The organism is Streptosporangium sp. NPDC050284 (assembly GCF_044459525.1).
Taxonomy (GTDB): Bacteria; Actinomycetota; Actinomycetes; order Streptosporangiales; family Streptosporangiaceae; genus Streptosporangium.
Genome location: NZ_JBITIZ010000016.1, coordinates 98,061 through 113,316, shown reverse-complemented (window position 1 = coordinate 113,316; position 15,256 = coordinate 98,061). Strand labels below are relative to the sequence as shown.

Below are 15,256 nucleotides of genomic sequence, written 5' to 3'. Positions count from 1 at the left end.
AAGGCGAAGAAGAGAATCCGGCGCGGGGTCACCGAGGATGCCGGAGGCGCGCGGCACCGGCCATTCGGCGAGTAGTGCGCGAACCCCCGACGGGGACGGATCCGGCATTGACCCCTCATAGGACACCTGGGGCGGACGTGAGCCCGTTGTGGGCAACGTACGCGAATATTCCGGCGAGCGGGTCGAGAGTCGGTCATAACTTCCCCCGCGTTGCTCAGGGCGCGGCAAATGGTTTTGAGGCTTCCGCACCCCTCGGCCCCGAGCCTCTTACGGGCCCCTAAGGACCCCCGTTTTCTCACCCGCGCACGAAAACGGGGCCGGCGGTTGAACCGCCGGCCCCGTTATTCAGGGGACTACTTGATCTTGACGACGACCGTCCCCGCCACCTTGTCGTGCAGGGCCTGCTGCAGTGGCTTGTCCCACAGCAGCCACAGGACGTTCACGAGACTGAAGATGTTGAAGACGAAGCCCACGAAGGGGATCCAGCTCAGGAACTGCGGGCCGAAGAACACCCCGGCGCGCTTGACCGCCATGTCGGAGCCGAGCCCACCGGGCGGCAGGGCGCCGCCGACCGGCACGACCTTGATGCCCATGACCATCTTGCCGACCGTCTGGCCGCCCCTGCTGAGCATGAGGAACTCGTAGGCCATGTAGATCGACGCGCTGATCAGTGCGACGAGGAGCGTGGCGAGGAAGGTCCCGCTCCCCTCCGTGACCGTCGTGCCGTTGAAGGTGGGGGCGGTCACGAGCATCGCGGTCAACACCGTGGTGACGATGACCCCCGGGATCGCCAGGATGATCACGTCAATGAGCCTCGCCAGGAGACGCTGCCACCACTCCGCGAGCGGGGCGGGCGCCCCGGGAGGACCGCCGTACGGCTGACCGTAGCCCTGCTGCCCGTACGCGGGCTGCTGGCCGTAGCCCTGCTGGCCGTAGTCGGGCTGCTGCCCGTACGACCCCGTCCCACCCTGCTGGCCGTAACCCTGCTGCCCGTAGTCGGGCTGCTGGCCGTAACCCTGCTGCCCGTAACCGGGCTGCTGGCCGTAACCCTGCTGGCCGTAACCGGGCTGGGACTGCTGCCCGTAGCCGGACTGCTCGTGGGACGCCTGCTGGCCGTAGCCCGGCTGCTGCCCGTACGACCCCGTCCCACCCTGCTGGCCGTAACCCTGCTGCTGCCCGTAGTCGGGCTGCTGACCGTAACCTTGCTGCTGGGACGCCTGCTGGCCATAGCCCGGCTGCTGCCCGTACGACCCTGTCCCACCCTGCTGGCCGTAACCCTGCTGCTGCCCGTAGTCGGGCTGCTGGCCGTACCCCTGCTGCCCGTAACCGGGCTGCTGGCCGTAGCCCTGCTGCCCGTAACCCTGGCCGTAGCCGGGCTGGCTCTGTCCTGGGCCGGTGTTCGGCTGTGAGGCCTCCGACCGATATCCCATGACCGTTACGTCGGGATCGAGTTCGCCAGCGGCTCGACCCGCGTTGTGCTGTCCGTAATCCGGGTGCCCCGACGGTGTGCGATCGCGGTCGGGATCATCCTGTGGATACGGCGGCTGTCCGGTGCTCACCGCGTCACCTCACTTAGACTGCGCATGTGGCAAATGTCAGACGCACATGCTTGCTGCTGCACAAGGTATCGACATAGGTATCGACAGTCACCTTTCCGATCAGTCAGCTCTAAAGTCATCACAGTCGGGCTCACGTGTCAGGTGGAGCAGCATCCGGGTGTTTCCCAAGGTGTTGGGCTTGACGTGCTCCAGATCGAGAAACTCCGCCACACCCTCGTCGTAGGAGGCGAGAAGCTCCGCGTAGACCGCGGGGGCGACGGGCGTGCCCTGGATCTCGCGGAAACCGTGCCTGGCGAAGAAGTCGACCTCGAAGGTGAGACAGAAGACCCGGCGCAGGCCCAGCTCCGCGGCCGTGCGGATGAGGGCGGAGACGATCCGGTGGCCGATTCCCATCCCGCGACGGGTCGGATCGACGGCCACGGTGCGGATCTCGGCCAGATCCTCCCAGAGGACGTGGAGAGCCCCGCAGCCGATGACCGCCCCCTCCTTGTCGGTGGCGACCCAGAACTCCTGAACGTCCTCGTACAGGGTGACGGTGGCCTTCTCCAGCAGGCGTGGGCCGACGCCGCCATAGGTGTCGACGAGCCGCCTGATCGCGCGGACGTCCGGAGTCCGGGCACGACGGACCGAGACCTCGGCGACCTCTACGACCTCGGCGACCTTGATCGCCTCGGGCAGGGGCGGGTCAGGCTCCGCCCCCTCGGGTCCCGCGCGTCGCTCCCCGCCGCTCGGGGTGCGCACGACCGGCACGGGAGAATGCTCAGCAAGCTGCTCCATGACCGTTCAGCGTACGTCCTCACCGGTCTTCAATTACGGCTCCTCCTTAACTCGCGGCACACCCCCCTCACATGACCGCCGGTAATCGCTTTACCACACTGGGCGCGCGGCATCTCACGTGTGCCACAGCTCACCTTTGGTACGGTCCCGGACCTGGGAAGACCTTCGCCACGCCCCCACCAGGGAGGTAAAGGCAGCGTAATGGCCATGTTGATCATATTGGCGTGTGATCTTTCCGTGACACTTCGGTTGCGAAACCTCCACTGAATTCGCAGTTCTGGTTGAGCAGGAACCACGGGTGCACTAATCTCCGTGCTCGATGTCAGAGACGTAAAAGCCTGACCCGCCGAATCCCCCACCACGGGGAACCGGGGACCCACCACGTCCTTCGGGGTGAATCCGAGTGCCACCGGCGCACTCGGTAGGGCTGCCTCCGGCCCGAACCCGTCAGCTAACCCGGTAGGCGGCCGAGGAGAGGAGCCCGTTGGTGAAGCGCGAGCGCGACCGCGGAGGAAAGAACGCGGGCGACGACGCCCGCCGTCGAGAACGCGCGCCGCGCGGGCTGCGCCGCCGTATGGCGGTCATCGGCCTGGCATTCGCCACCCTCACTCTCGGCACGCCGCTGGTCGCGGCCACCGCCGACCCCGAACCCAGCCTCCAGCAGCTGGCCAAGCAGGCCGAGAAACTGCACGAGGAGATCGGCGTCCTCGCCGAGCGATACAACGGCGAGCGGGTCAAGCTCAGGCAGGCCCAGCGGGCCGCGGAGAGCGCCGAGAAGATCCTCGCGTCGAGCGAGTCGGAGCTGGCCTCCCGCCGCACCAAGGCCACCCTCCTGGCGCAGAGCACCTACATGTCGGGCGGCCTGAACTCCGGGCTCGCCTTCACGCAGGCGACGGACCCCGACACCTTCCTCGATCAGGCCACCACCAACTACGCACTCCAGCAGCAGCAGAGCGAGGAGGTCGCCCAGGTCGCCCGGGCGATCGAGGCCGCCGAGCGGGCGAAGGCCGGCGCCAAGGCGAGGACGGCGGAGGTCAAGGAGCTCCTGGCGGAGATCGACGGCAACCGGACCAAGATCGAGCGTCTGGTCGCGCGGGTCGAGAGCGACCTGTTCAGCGAGGTGCGTGCCAGGGCCGTCGGCAACAGGGGCGCCCGGGTGAAGACCAACGTGCCCATCGTGGGCAGCGGCAAGGCCGCGGAGGCGACCCGCTGGGCGCTCACCCAACAGCTCAAGCCGTACGTCTGGGGCGCCGAGGGTCCCAACTCCTTCGACTGCTCCGGGCTGGTCATGTGGGCCTACCAGAAGGTCGGCATCAGCCTGCCGCACTACACCGGTGACCAGTGGACCGCCGGCACCCACGTTTCCAGGAAAGAGTTGCGCCCGGGAGACCTGGTCTTCTTCTACAGCGACCTGCACCATGTCGGGATCTACATCGGCGCGGGTCTGATGGTCCACGCGCCCCGGACGGGTGACGTCGTCCACATCACCACGATCGACAACCGGCCCTTCGTCGGAGGCGTCCGCATCGCCGCCTGAGCGTGCCCCGCCCCGCCCTCCTGCCCGCACGCGTGCCCGGCCCGACCTGCCGGGCACGCGTGCGGTGCCGTGTCAGATCAGGCGACGGCGGGCGGCCCAGGCGACGGCCTCGATCGCCGTGGCGACACCGATGCGGTCGCAGATGCCTCTCAGCCTGCGCCTGACGGTCCGCCCGCTGATGTCGAGGCGACGCCCCACTCGATCAACCGTGACACCCTTGGCGAGCTCAGCCAGCAGCACGAGGTCGTCATCGCTGAGACCGATATCGCTCATGCCCAGAGGGCCGTCGCCATGGCGTGAATCCACTTCTGGATATGCCACCAAGAGTCACTCCCCCCACTCTGGAAACCGGGTGCGAGACGCCGGAAATGAATACCGTCCGCCAGGAACGGTAAACGCCTCGTTCAAAGGTCGTCAAGTTCTGCTCTTCATAGCGCGCGTCCAGTATTGACATAGTAGGCGCTACATGAAGTACTCATGATATGTCAGTGCCTTTGCGGCTATGTCATGACCCGTCCTGGGCGCGAGCCGGTAGGCACCCCTGGCTGCGGCGATCGAAGTCCCGGCAGAACAAGATTTTGCGGGGTCCCCGCCTCGCCGGGCACGTCGGAGCCGGTCCTCCGGAGATCCGGACCGCCCACATTTTTCGGTAAAAACCGATCTCTTCCCGATACTCTTCGGCCAGCACGACCATCCGCTACCTTGACGACACACCACGAAAAATACGGAAATATGAGGGTCAAGGAAGCAGCTTCACGACATTCGCGAAGTATCACGCGATGACGGTGGGACGCGAAAGCGATATTGGACGTGCTGGAAATGGATTTCCGCCCCACACGGAAAGGCGGCCGACATTACGTGGGCCCATGGGAGCGACGGCCGTTCCCGGCCCCCCGATCTCGTCCCGGCCGCCGATCTCGTCCCGTCCGTCCCGGCGTCGGCCCCGTGGCACTCACGGCGACACCGCATGAAAACGGCGTGGGGGGGGGGGGGGGGGGGGGGGGGGGGCCCCCCCCCCCGCGCGCGGGGGGGGGGCGGGCGCGGGGGGGGGGGGGCGCCGCCCCCCCCCCCCCCCCCCGGCCGCGGCGGCCCCCCCCCCCCCCCCCCCCCCCCCCCCCCCCCCCCCGCGCGGGGGCGGGGGGGGGGCCCCCCCCCCCCCCCGCCACCGTAAGATCCCTGCGTGTCGCCCTTCGCCGGGCTCAGGCGGTCGGCTTGACCAGCGGGAACAGGATGGTCTCGCGAATGTTCTTGCCGGTGAAGGCCATGATGAGACGGTCGATCCCGAGCCCCATGCCACCGGTGGGCGGCATCGCATATTCCAGGGCCGTGAGGAAATCCTCGTCAAGCTGCATGGCCTCCGCGTCGCCGCCCGCGGCGAGCAGGGACTGCTCGGTGAGGCGGCGGCGCTGCTCGACCGGGTCGTTCAGCTCCGAGTAACCGGTGCCCAGCTCGGTGCCGAAGCCGATCAGGTCCCACTTCTCGGTGAGGAGGGGGTTGTCCCGATGGTTGCGTGCCAGCGGGGAGGTCTCCAGCGGATAGTCCATGACGAACGTGGGCTGAATGAGCGTGTGCTCGACGAGGGCCTCGAAGATCTCCTGGACCAGCTTGCCCTGACCCCACTTGGCGTCCCAGTGGATCTCCCGCGCGTCCGCGAGCTTACGGACGTGCTCCAGGGGCGTCTCGGTGGTGACCTCCTCGCCCAGCGCCTCGGAGACCGACCCGTACAGGGTGATCCGCGGCCACTTCGCCAGCCCGAGATCGACCTCCTGGCCCTGGTGGACGACGACGGAGTGGCCGAGGGCGGCCAGCACGGCCTTCTGGATCATCCGCTGGGTCAGGTCGGCGATGTCGTTGTAGTCGAGATACGTGCCGTACGCCTCCAGCATCGTGAACTCGGGGTTGTGGGTGGAGTCGGCGCCCTCGTTGCGGAAGTTGCGGTTGATCTCGAAGACCTTCTCCAGGCCGCCGACCACCAGCCGCTTGAGGTAGAGCTCGATCGCGATCCGGAGGTAGAGCTCCATGTCGTACGCGTTGATGTGGGTCCTGAAGGGCCTGGCCGTGGCTCCGCCGTGGATCGGCTGGAGCATCGGCGTCTCGACCTCCAGGTAACCCTCCTCGTGCCAGAAGTCGCGGACGGCCCGGACCACGGCACTGCGGGTGTAGGCCATCTTCCTGGCCTCGTCGTTGACGATGAGGTCGACGTAGCGCTGACGGACCCGCGCCTCGGGGTCGGTGAGCCCGGCGTGCTTCTCCGGCATCGGGCGCAGGCACTTCGACGTGATCGCCCAGCGGTCGGCGAGGATGGACAGCTCGCCCCTGCGGGAGGTGATGACCTCGCCCTCGATGCCAACGTGGTCACCGAGGTCGACGTCGCGCTTCCACGCGGCGAGGGACTCCTCGCCCACCCTGTCCAGGGAGACCATGATCTGGAGATCGCCGGAGCCGTCGCGGATGGTGGCGAAGCAGAGCTTGCCTCCGGTCCTGGACAGCATCACGCGGCCGGTGACACCCACTTTGTCGCCCGTCGCGGTGTCAGCGGAGAGATCGGCGTATTTCTGGCGGATCTCGGCGTTGGTCGCGGTGCGCGGGAAGTTCACCGGATAGGGGTCGACGTCCTCGGAACGGAGGCGGTCGAGCTTCTCCCGGCGTACGCGCATCTGCTCGGGCAGATCCTCGGCGGGGGTGGTCACGTCATCGGTCACAGTTCCAAAGGGTACCGATGCGGCGAACCTCGTGAGTTCGCCCCGTCCGGCACCGGGAGGGGACTCTCCCGGTGCCCCGGCGTCCTCGGACGGTGTCGCCGGTGGCGGATCGTCCTCGAAAGGACGTCGCGGTGGCGGATCAGGCTCGGAGGGTGCCGCGGTGGCAGATCGTCCCCGGCCGCGGTCGTGGGTCGTCCCCGAAGGACGTCGCGGTGATGACAGATCGTCCTCACGGCGTGTTGCGGTGGTGACAGGTCGTCCTCACGGCGTGTTGCGGTGGTGACAGGTCGTCCTCACGGCGTGTTGCGGTGGTGACAGGTCGTCCTCACGGCGTGTTGCGGTGGTAGATCAGACGGAGGCCGATCAGCGTGAGCCAGGGCTCGTGCATGTCGATCGAGCGAGCCTCGCTCACCACGAGCGGCGCCGCGCCGCCGGTGGCGACCACGGTGACGTCGTCGGGGTCGTCGGCGAGTTCCGCCGCCATCCGCTCGACGATCCCGTCGACCTGACCGGCGAAGCCGTAGATGATGCCGGCCTGAAGCGCCTCGACGGTGTTCTTGGCGATCACGGAGCGAGGACGGATCAGCTCCACCTTGTGGAGTTGCGCCCCCGCCGTGGCGAGCGCGTCCACCGAGATCTCGATGCCGGGGGCGGTCACCGCGCCGACGTACTCCCCCTTGGCGGAGACGGCGTCGAAGGAGGTCGCGGTGCCGAAGTCGACGATGACGCACGGCCCGCCGTACAGCTGGATCGCCGCCAGCGCGTTGACGATGCGGTCGCTGCCGACCTCCTTCGGGTTGTCCATCCGCACCGGCACCCCGGTGCGGACGCCCGGCTCGACGATCACCGCGTTCACGTCGCCGTAGTAACGGCGGCACATCTCACGCATCTCGTTGAGCACCGAGGGGACGGTGGAGCAGATCACGATGCCGTTGACGTCGGCGCCCTTGAGCAGCGGCGACTGCCCGAGCAGCCCCTGGAGCACGACGGCGATCTCATCCGCCGTGCGCCGGGCGTCCGTGGCGATCCGCCAGTGCTCGATGACGTCCTCACCCTCGAAGAGTCCGAGAACGGTGTGAGTGTTGCCGACGTCGATGGCAAGCAGCATCAATTCCCCCGAAGGTCCAAGGCGATGTCCAGCGCCGGCGCCGAATGCGTGAGCGCGCCCACGGCAAGGTAGTCAACACCTGTTTCCGCCACGGCACGAGCCACCTGGAGGGTCAGTCCTCCGCTGGACTCCAACCGCGCCCTGCCGTCCACCAGCCGTACGGCCCGCGCCAGCTCCTCGACGGTGAAATTGTCCAACAGGATCTCCTCCGCTCCCTCGGCCAGCACCGGCTCGATCTGGTCGATCCGATCGACCTCGACCTCGATCGGCAGGCCGGGAAAGGCGTCACGGACCGCCCGGAACGCCTCGGCGACCCCACCCGAGGCCACCACGTGATTGTCCTTGATCAGCGCGGCGTCCGAAAGTGACATGCGGTGATTGGTTCCGCCGCCGCACCGGACGGCGTACTTCTCCAGGGCCCGCAGTCCCGGCAGCGTCTTGCGGCTGTCCCTGATCCTGGCCCCGGTCCCCTCGACGGCCCGGACCCAGTGGCCGGTCAGGGTCGCGATGCCGGACAGGTGGGTGAGCAGGTTGAGCGCGGTGCGCTCGGCGGTCAGCAGGTCCCTGGTGGGACCGGTGACGGTCATCAGCACGTCACCGGTGGCGACGCGCTCGCCGTCCTTGACCCTGCGCTCGGCCACCAGGCGGCCCTGGCTGAGGTGGGAGAACGCGCCCTCGGCGACGGCCAGCCCCGCGACCACGCCGTCGGCGCGGGCCACCACGTCGGCGGTGGCGGTCTGGTCGGCGGGGATGGTGGCGACACTGGTGACGTCGCCCCCCTCCTGCAGGTCCTCGGCCGCGGCGGCCTCCAGGACCGCGGTCACCGCTCTCGGGTCCAGGCCCGCCTCGACCAGGTCGTTCTCCACCTGGGGCGGCAACGCGCTCGCGCGCTGCCCGTGCGGTGCGTATGTCATGGCCAGTCCCTCCGCTGTCAGGGTGATGTCGAGGTGGCCCAGCCACCGGTCGTCGTTCCGCTCGGGAAAGTCCTCACGCCAGTGTGACCCCCGGGTCTCCTCGCGTTCGCGGGCGGCCGCCACGAGCGCGGAGGCGACCGTCAGCAGGTTGGTGGTCTCCCAGGACTCGGTACACGGCTCGACCACCACCGGGGTCCACCTGAGGTTCAGCAGGGCCCTGGCGACCTCTCCCAGGGACTCCTGGCCGCGCAGCACGCTCGCTCCCCGGCTCATGTGCCCCTGGATCCTGCTCCGGGCCCTGGGGTCGATCAGGCCGGTGGGCCGGTCATCGGCGACCGGCCCACCCGTCGCCGGCTCACCCGTCGCCGGCCCGCCCACGATCGACCCACTCGCGGCCGACTCGTCTTCGACCGGCCGCGTCGCGCTCCCGGCGCTCCCGGCGAGGACGGTACGCGCCTCGTTGATGTCGGCGGCGATGCGCCCGGCGAAGACCAGGCCTTCCAGCAGGGAGTTGGAGGCGAGCCGGTTGGCGCCGTGCACGCCGGTACACGCGACCTCGCCGCACGCGTACAGGCCGGGCACGCTGGTACGGCCGCGCAGGTCGGCGCGAACACCACCGCTGGCGTAGTGGGCGGCGGGCGCGACGGGGATCAGCTGGGTGACCGGGTCGATGCCGTGTTCCAGGCAGACCGCGTGGATCGTCGGGAAACGGGTGCGCCACTTCTCCTCGCCGAAATGGCGGGCGTCGAGATAGACGTGGTCGGCGCCGGTGGCGCGCATCCGCCGCATGATCGCCTTCGCCACGACGTCGCGGGGGGCGAGGTCCGCGAGCTCGTGAACGTCGCGCATGAACCGGGTGCCGTCCGCGTCGACCAGTACGGCCCCCTCGCCCCTCACCGCCTCGGAGATCAGCGGCTGCTGGCCGGTGGAGTGCTCGCCGAGCCAGAGGACGGTCGGGTGGAACTGGACGAACTCCAGGTCCCTGACGACGGCGCCCGCGCGCAGCGCGAGCGCCACCCCGTCGCCGGTGGAGACGAGGGGATTGGTGGTGGCGGAGTAGACCTGTCCCATGCCTCCCGTGGCCAGTACCACGGCCCCCGCCGTGACCGCGCCCACCCCGTCGCGCTCGCCCTCGCCCATGACGTGCAGGGTCACCCCCGCGGTGCGGCCCTCGGCGTCCTTCAGGAGGTCGAGGACGAGGGCGTGCTCGATCACCTCGATCTCCGACTCCATCACGGCCTGGACGAGCGCCCTCTGCACCTCGGCCCCGGTGGCGTCGCCTCCCGCGTGCACGATGCGGTCACGCCGGTGGCCGCCCTCCCTGGTGAGCTGGAGTGCCCCCGAGGCGTCGGTGTCGAACCGGGCGCCCATCGCGATCAGACCGCGCAGCGCATCGGGTCCCTCGGTCACCAGGGTGCGGACGGCCTCCTCGTCGCAGAGGCCCACTCCGGCGACGAGCGTGTCGGAGAGGTGTTCCTCGGGGGTGTCCCGCGGGTCGAGCACGGCGGCGATGCCGCCCTGTGCCCAGCGGGTCGATCCCGAGGACAGGACGTCCTTGGTGACGACGAGGACCTTCGCCCCGGGGTCGAGAGCGGCGGACCGCAGGGCCAGGGTGAGGCCGGCGATGCCGGAGCCCACCACGACCACGTCCGCCCGTACCGTCCAGCCCGGAGCGGGAGCGGTCAACCTCTGGGGAATGGCCGGGATGCTCATAGCCGCCTCCTCGCGGGGCTCGTTAGAGGCCGTTCATTTCGTCAGTGTGACGATAACGCCCCCCGCGAATCGGCTGTTCCTCGGGGTGGGACATTTCGCCCGAACGCCGAAATCATGGCAGCTCGGGGCTGTACGCCGCCGACGGAGGTCGAAACGGGAGCCTCGGCGAAGGGAGCTCCGGCGCGAGGAACAAGCGCGTCCCCGCGCCCCAGCCCTCCGTGCCCCGGCCCTCCGTACCCCAAGCCCTCAGCGTCCCCAAGCCCTCCGTGCCCTCACACACGCCACACGCCCGCGCAGGCCGCACGCCCGCGCAGGCCGCACGCCCGCGCAGGCCGCACAACCGCGCAGGCCCATGCCCACGCAGACCACACGGTCGCGCAGACCACACGGCCGTGACAGCGCGACGAGGCGGGAACGCCGATCCCCCGCAGCTCACAGGCCCAACCGCCGAACGGCCGCGGATCAGCGAATGTCGAGCGTGACGTTGTCGATCAACCTGGTGGACCCCACCCTCGCGGCCACCGCGAGGATCGCCTCACCCGTGTGGTCGTCGCCGACCTCCGCGAAGGTCGCCGGGTCGACCAGGACGAGGTAGTCGACCGCGAGCGACGGCTCGGCCTCCAGGACGGCGAGCGCGGCCCGGCGGATCTCCGCGGGCGCGCGCCGCCCGGCTCCCGCCTCAAGGGCGCGGGTCTCGTCCGCGCCGTCACCGCGGTCGAGAGCCTGCCCGGCCCCGGCCTCAAGGGCACGGGACAGGGAGAGGGCCGCCACCCGGTCGTCCCGCGACAGGTAGCGGTTGCGGCTGGACAGCGCCAGACCGTCCGGCTCGCGGACCGTGGGCCCCCCGACGATCGAGACCGGCAGGTTCAGGTCGGCGACCATCCTGCGGATCATCGCGAGCTGCTGGGCGTCCTTCTGCCCGAACACCGCCACGTCCGGCTGGACCAGGTTGAACAGCTTCAGCACCACGGTCAGCACGCCGTCGAGGTGGCCTGGCCTGAACTCCCCCTCGACGACCGAGCCCATCTCGCCCGCGGACACGCCGACCTGCCTGTCCGGCAGGTACATGTCCTCGGCCGAGGGGGCGAACACCACGGCCACCCCCTCGGCCGAGCAGGCTTCGAGGTCGGCGTCGAACGTACGGGGATAGCGGGAGTAGTCCTCGCCGGGCCCGAATTGGAGCGGGTTCACGAAGATGCTCACCGCCACGTGCGCGGCCCTCTCGCGGGCCAGCCGGATGAGGGAACGATGCCCCTCGTGCAGCGCGCCCATCGTCGGTACGAGCGCCAGCGCGCTTCCCCCGGAAAAGGCACCCGCGCCGATTCCCAGGGTCTCGCGGGCCTTGAGCAGCCCCGCACGGTCGTCCGCCACGATCATTGGAACCTCCGGGGGTTCAGGTCCATTTGTTGCCGCCCAGGGCGTCCAGGAGGCGCTCGGCGGCCTCGGGCTTGAGCAACCCGGCCGCCAGCGCCCGGTCGGCGGTGAGCCTGGCCAGCGCCACGTAGGCGTCCGCCGCCTCGGGAGCGGCGAGGATGAGCGCGTCCACGTGTCTGCGGACGGTCCCCGCGTCACCGCGCACCACCGGACCGGTCAGCCCCGCGATGCCGAGCCTCAGCACGTTCTCCAGGGCCGCGCCGAGCAGCGGGCCGAGCATCCTGCCCGGCTGCTCCACGCCGATCCTCTCCAGCAGCTCCGAGGACTCCGCGACGAGCGTCACCATGTGGTTGGCCGCCCCCGCCAGGGCCGCGTGGTAGAGCGGCCGGTCCTCGTCGGCGATCCAGACCGGCTCGCCCTCCATCTCGATGACGAGGGCCTCGGCCACCGGACGAAGCGCGTCGGGAGCGGTCACCCCGTACGAGATCCCGGTGAGACGGCGCAGGTCGTCGTCGCGGCCGGTGAAGGTCATCACGGGGTGCAGTGCGAGCGGTAGCGCCCCGGCCTTGATCGCCGGGTTCAGCACGGCGAGGCCGTACGCGCCGCTGGTGTGCGCCACCAGCTTGCCGCGCAGGTCGGCGCCGGTCTCCACCAGGCCGGAGACCAGGCCTGGCAGCACGTCGTCGGGGACCGTGAGCAGGACGAGATCCGCACCCGCCACCACGTCCTCGGGCCTCGCGGGGGCGAGCCCGAGCCGCTCGACCGCCCGCTCCCTGGAGGCGTCGGAGACGCCGCTCGTCGCGACCACCCGGTGCCCCGCCCTGACGAGCGCGGCGCCGAGCGCCGAACCGACCTTGCCCGCTCCAACCACTCCGACGGCCAGCCGTGCCGGGCGATCGACTGCGTCCATGACGTCCCGTCCTTCGACCATGTGGGTTCCGTGCCCGATTGACCAGAGTAACGGGCCGTGCTGTCGCGACCGCTTCAGGACGCGTGTTCGGCAACGGAGGCGAGGTCTCCTCCCGGTATGCCCGGATCGGGCACACCGGGAGCGTACGTGACCCACGAAAGAGCCCGGATACCCGGCCCGTACGGTGATTCGGACGGCGGCGCGCCGACGTGGCGTCAACAACGATCGTGCAAACCGATGACAGAATGCGGTCATGCACTCACTCGAAGCGTCGGCGCGCGTCGATCTCGTTCCCTCGCCCCGGCGGGTAGCGTCTGAGAGCGTGTGGCTCACCTGGCGTGCCGCGATGGAGCACGCGCTCTACGGCGAGAGCGGCTTCTATCTCCGGGAGCGTCCCTCCAGCCATTTCCGGACCTCGGTCGGCGCCTCCCCCGTCTTCGCCGAGGCCGTGCTGCGCGAGCTGGCCGCGATCGACGAGGCTCTGGGCGGCCCCGAGGTGCTCGACCTGGTCGACATCGGCGCCGGTGAGGGCAGGCTGGCGGCCGGTGTGCTCGCCACGGCGCCGCCCGCGCTCCGGTCGAGGCTGCGGGTCACCGCGGTCGATCTGGCGCCCCGGCCTTCGGCGCTGCCCGAGGAGATCGTCTGGGCGAAGGCCGCGCCGGACGGGATCCACGGGCTGGTGGTCGCCAACGAGTGGCTCGACAACGTTCCCGTCGACATCGTGGAGCAGACGGCCGACGGACCCCGGCTGGTCCTGGTCAACATCACGAACGGTGAGGAGCGGCTCGGTGACAGCCCTTCCGAGGCGGATCTCGCGTGGCTGGCCCGCTGGTGGCGGATGCGGGCCCCCGGCGAGCGGGCCGAGATCGGCAGGCCGCGCGACAGGGCGTGGGCCTCGGTGATCGTACGGCTGGCGCGCGGCCGGGCGATCGCGATCGACTACTCCCACACGCTGGACGACCGGCCACCGTACGGCACGCTCGCCGGATACCGCGACGGGGCGACGGTCGCGCCCGTGCCCGACGGCTCGTGCGACATCACCGCCCACGTGGCGCTCGACGCCTGCGCGGCCTCCGGTGAGAGCGCCGGAGCCGTCACGACGGCGCTGACCACGCAGCGTGAGGCGTTGCGCGCCCTCGGCGTCACCGGGAGCCGCCCGCCGGTCGAGCAGGCGGGAAGCGACCCGCGCGGCTACCTGCGAGCTCTCACGAGGGCCTCTGAGGAGGCGGAGCTCATCGCCCCCGGCGGCCTCGGCGGCTTCGGCTGGCTCTCCCAGAGCCGCCGCTGAGAGCGGCGAGCCCTCGACGGAACGACCGATCGCTTCGCCGATGCCGATGCCGATGCCGATGCCGATGCCGATGGGATGCTCCCCCGGGCCGGGCCGTCGTGTCGCGGGATACGGTGCGGTCCGGGTCGCCGCGATCCGGGTTGTCATCGGCCGCCGTGTGCTCGGACCGGTTCAGACCCGCACATCGAGAGCGGTGAGGCCCCGGATGACGTAGCCGGGACCCCAGGTGGGTTCGGTGACGAGTTCCATCTTCGGCGCCTTGCGCAGGAGGGCGCCGAAGGATTCGATCAGCTCCACCCTGGCCAGCGGTGCCCCGAGGCAGAAGTGGATGCCGGCGCCGAAGGAGATGTGCGGGTTGTCGGCCCGGCCCACGTCCAGGCGGGCAGGGTCGGCGAAGACCTCGGGGTCGCGGTTGGCCGAGCCGAACAGCAGCGCCACCTCGGAGCCGCGCGGGATGTCGACCCCGCCCACCGAGATGTCCTCGAGCACCCAGCGTTCGAACATCTGCAGCGGGGTGTCCCAGCGCATCAGCTCCTCGATCGCCGTGGGCAGCAGGGTGTGGTCGGCGCGGAGCCGGTCGAGTTCCGCCTGGTTACGGAAGAGCGACCACCAGCCGTTGCCGGTGACGTTCACGGTGGCCTCGTGTCCGGCGTTGAGCAGCAGCACGCAGGTGCCGACCAGCTCCTCCTCGGTGAGTCTGTCGCCCCCGTCTGCCACCAGGGCGAGCGCGCTGATCAGGTCGTCACCGGGGTCGGCCCTGCGGGCACGGGCCAGCTCGACGAGATAGGCGGAGAACTCCTCGGCCGCCCGTACGGCGGTGTGCTGGGCCTCGACCGACGGCTGGAGCTCGTACATGCCGCAGATGTCGGCCGACCAGGGGCGCAGCAGGTGCCGGTCGGCCTCGGGGATGCCGAGCATCTCGGCGATCACGGTGACCGGGAGCGGCTCGGCGACCTCGGCGATCAGGTCGCCTCCGCCGCGCTCGACGAAGACGTCCACGAGTTCCTCGGCCATGCGGGCGATCTTGGGACGGAGCGCCTGGACCATGCGAGGGGTGAACGCCTTCGAGACCAGCCGCCGGAGCCTGGTGTGCACCGGTGGCTCGACGTCGAGCATCCCTGCCCTGATCACCCGCCAGAACGGGTCCTGGAACTCGGGGTCGTCCGGCCTGCCGAACTCCTGGTGCGAGGCCACGTGCAGGTAGGACCGGCCGAGCCTGCGGTCTCGCAGCAGCGCGTTGACGTCGGCGTGCCTCGCCACCAGCCACTGGCCGGTCGGCTCGAAGAAGCCGACCGGCCGCTCCCGCCTCAGCTCGTCGTAGACGTCATAGGGATGGGCGACGAATTCCGGATTCCAGGGATCAAAGCGCACGTA

General features: G+C 70.1%; 11 protein-coding genes and 1 riboswitch. Of the genes, 2 read left to right on the top strand and 9 right to left on the bottom strand.

Features of this window, described 5'->3' with window-relative positions; all coding sequences use genetic code 11:
* Positions 1 to 353: 353 nt before the first annotated feature.
* A complete protein-coding gene (locus tag ACIBH4_RS31490; RefSeq protein ID WP_362764683.1) occupies positions 354 to 1,430 on the bottom strand; it encodes an RDD family protein in 1,077 nt (358 codons plus the stop codon).
* Positions 1,431 to 1,658: 228 nt separating this feature from the next.
* Complete coding sequence (locus ACIBH4_RS31485; RefSeq protein WP_362764740.1) at positions 1,659 to 2,225, bottom strand: amino-acid N-acetyltransferase; 567 nt, start codon at positions 2,223 to 2,225, stop codon at positions 1,659 to 1,661.
* 445 nt (positions 2,226 to 2,670) lie between these two features.
* Positions 2,671 to 2,818, top strand: a riboswitch (cyclic di-AMP (ydaO/yuaA leader).
* A 5-nt stretch (positions 2,819 to 2,823) separates the two neighbouring features.
* Between ACIBH4_RS31485 and ACIBH4_RS31480 the strand changes: the two genes are divergently transcribed.
* Positions 2,824 to 3,873 (top strand): NlpC/P60 family protein, encoded by a 1,050-nt coding sequence (locus ACIBH4_RS31480; RefSeq protein ID WP_362510315.1) that lies wholly within the window; start codon positions 2,824 to 2,826, stop codon positions 3,871 to 3,873.
* 72 nt (positions 3,874 to 3,945) lie between these two features.
* On the opposite strand, the gene ACIBH4_RS31475 is transcribed toward ACIBH4_RS31480, so the two are convergent.
* The 6 genes from ACIBH4_RS31475 to ACIBH4_RS31450 all read right to left on the bottom strand — a co-directional run bounded on the left by ACIBH4_RS31475 (position 3,946) and on the right by ACIBH4_RS31450 (position 12,594).
* A complete protein-coding gene (locus ACIBH4_RS31475; protein WP_030905642.1) occupies positions 3,946 to 4,146 on the bottom strand; it encodes a LuxR C-terminal-related transcriptional regulator in 201 nt (66 codons plus the stop codon).
* Between the two features lie 926 nt (positions 4,147 to 5,072).
* Positions 5,073 to 6,575, bottom strand: coding sequence for a bifunctional lysylphosphatidylglycerol synthetase/lysine--tRNA ligase LysX (gene lysX, locus ACIBH4_RS31470; RefSeq protein WP_362510312.1), 1,503 nt, complete (start codon positions 6,573 to 6,575; stop codon positions 5,073 to 5,075).
* 325 nt (positions 6,576 to 6,900) lie between these two features.
* Positions 6,901 to 7,683 carry a type III pantothenate kinase gene (locus ACIBH4_RS31465; RefSeq protein ID WP_350941530.1) on the bottom strand — a complete coding sequence of 261 codons (783 nt, stop codon included), beginning with the start codon at positions 7,681 to 7,683 and terminating at the stop codon, positions 6,901 to 6,903.
* Complete coding sequence (locus ACIBH4_RS31460) at positions 7,683 to 10,310, bottom strand: L-aspartate oxidase (RefSeq protein ID WP_362764686.1); 2,628 nt, start codon at positions 10,308 to 10,310, stop codon at positions 7,683 to 7,685. Before ACIBH4_RS31460 ends, ACIBH4_RS31465 begins: the two co-directional genes overlap by 1 nt.
* Positions 10,311 to 10,772: 462 nt before the next feature.
* A complete protein-coding gene (gene panC, locus ACIBH4_RS31455) occupies positions 10,773 to 11,582 on the bottom strand; it encodes a pantoate--beta-alanine ligase (RefSeq protein ID WP_399173365.1) in 810 nt (269 codons plus the stop codon).
* A 121-nt stretch (positions 11,583 to 11,703) separates the two neighbouring features.
* Entirely contained in the window at positions 11,704 to 12,594 is an 891-nt protein-coding gene (locus tag ACIBH4_RS31450; protein ID WP_362510302.1) for a DUF2520 domain-containing protein, read from the bottom strand.
* A 253-nt stretch (positions 12,595 to 12,847) separates the two neighbouring features.
* Between ACIBH4_RS31450 and ACIBH4_RS31445 the strand changes: the two genes are divergently transcribed.
* Positions 12,848 to 13,882, top strand: coding sequence for an SAM-dependent methyltransferase (locus tag ACIBH4_RS31445; protein ID WP_362510299.1), 1,035 nt, complete (start codon positions 12,848 to 12,850; stop codon positions 13,880 to 13,882).
* Between the two features lie 171 nt (positions 13,883 to 14,053).
* Here ACIBH4_RS31445 and ACIBH4_RS31440 read toward each other — a convergent pair whose 3' ends face one another.
* Positions 14,054 to 15,253: a cytochrome P450 gene (locus ACIBH4_RS31440; protein ID WP_362510296.1), complete on the bottom strand. Its 1,200-nt coding sequence runs from the start codon at positions 15,251 to 15,253 to the stop codon at positions 14,054 to 14,056.
* Between the last annotated feature and the right edge of the window lie 3 nt (positions 15,254 to 15,256).

Excerpts from the sequence above, each read along its gene's own strand:
- ACIBH4_RS31445 (WP_362510299.1), top strand. The coding sequence starts at position 12,848 with ATGCACTCACTCGAAGCGTCGGCGCGCGTCGATCTCGTTCCCTCGCCC.
- ACIBH4_RS31450 (WP_362510302.1), bottom strand. The coding sequence starts at position 12,594 with ATGGACGCAGTCGATCGCCCGGCACGGCTGGCCGTCGGAGTGGTTGGA.
- panC (WP_399173365.1), bottom strand. The coding sequence starts at position 11,582 with ATGGGCGCGCTGCACGAGGGGCATCGTTCCCTCATCCGGCTGGCCCGC.
- ACIBH4_RS31490 (WP_362764683.1), bottom strand. The coding sequence starts at position 1,430 with ATGGGATATCGGTCGGAGGCCTCACAGCCGAACACCGGCCCAGGACAG.
- ACIBH4_RS31460 (WP_362764686.1), bottom strand. The coding sequence starts at position 10,310 with ATGAGCATCCCGGCCATTCCCCAGAGGTTGACCGCTCCCGCTCCGGGC.
- ACIBH4_RS31465 (WP_350941530.1), bottom strand. The coding sequence starts at position 7,683 with ATGCTGCTTGCCATCGACGTCGGCAACACTCACACCGTTCTCGGACTC.
- ACIBH4_RS31475 (WP_030905642.1), bottom strand. The coding sequence starts at position 4,146 with ATGAGCGATATCGGTCTCAGCGATGACGACCTCGTGCTGCTGGCTGAG.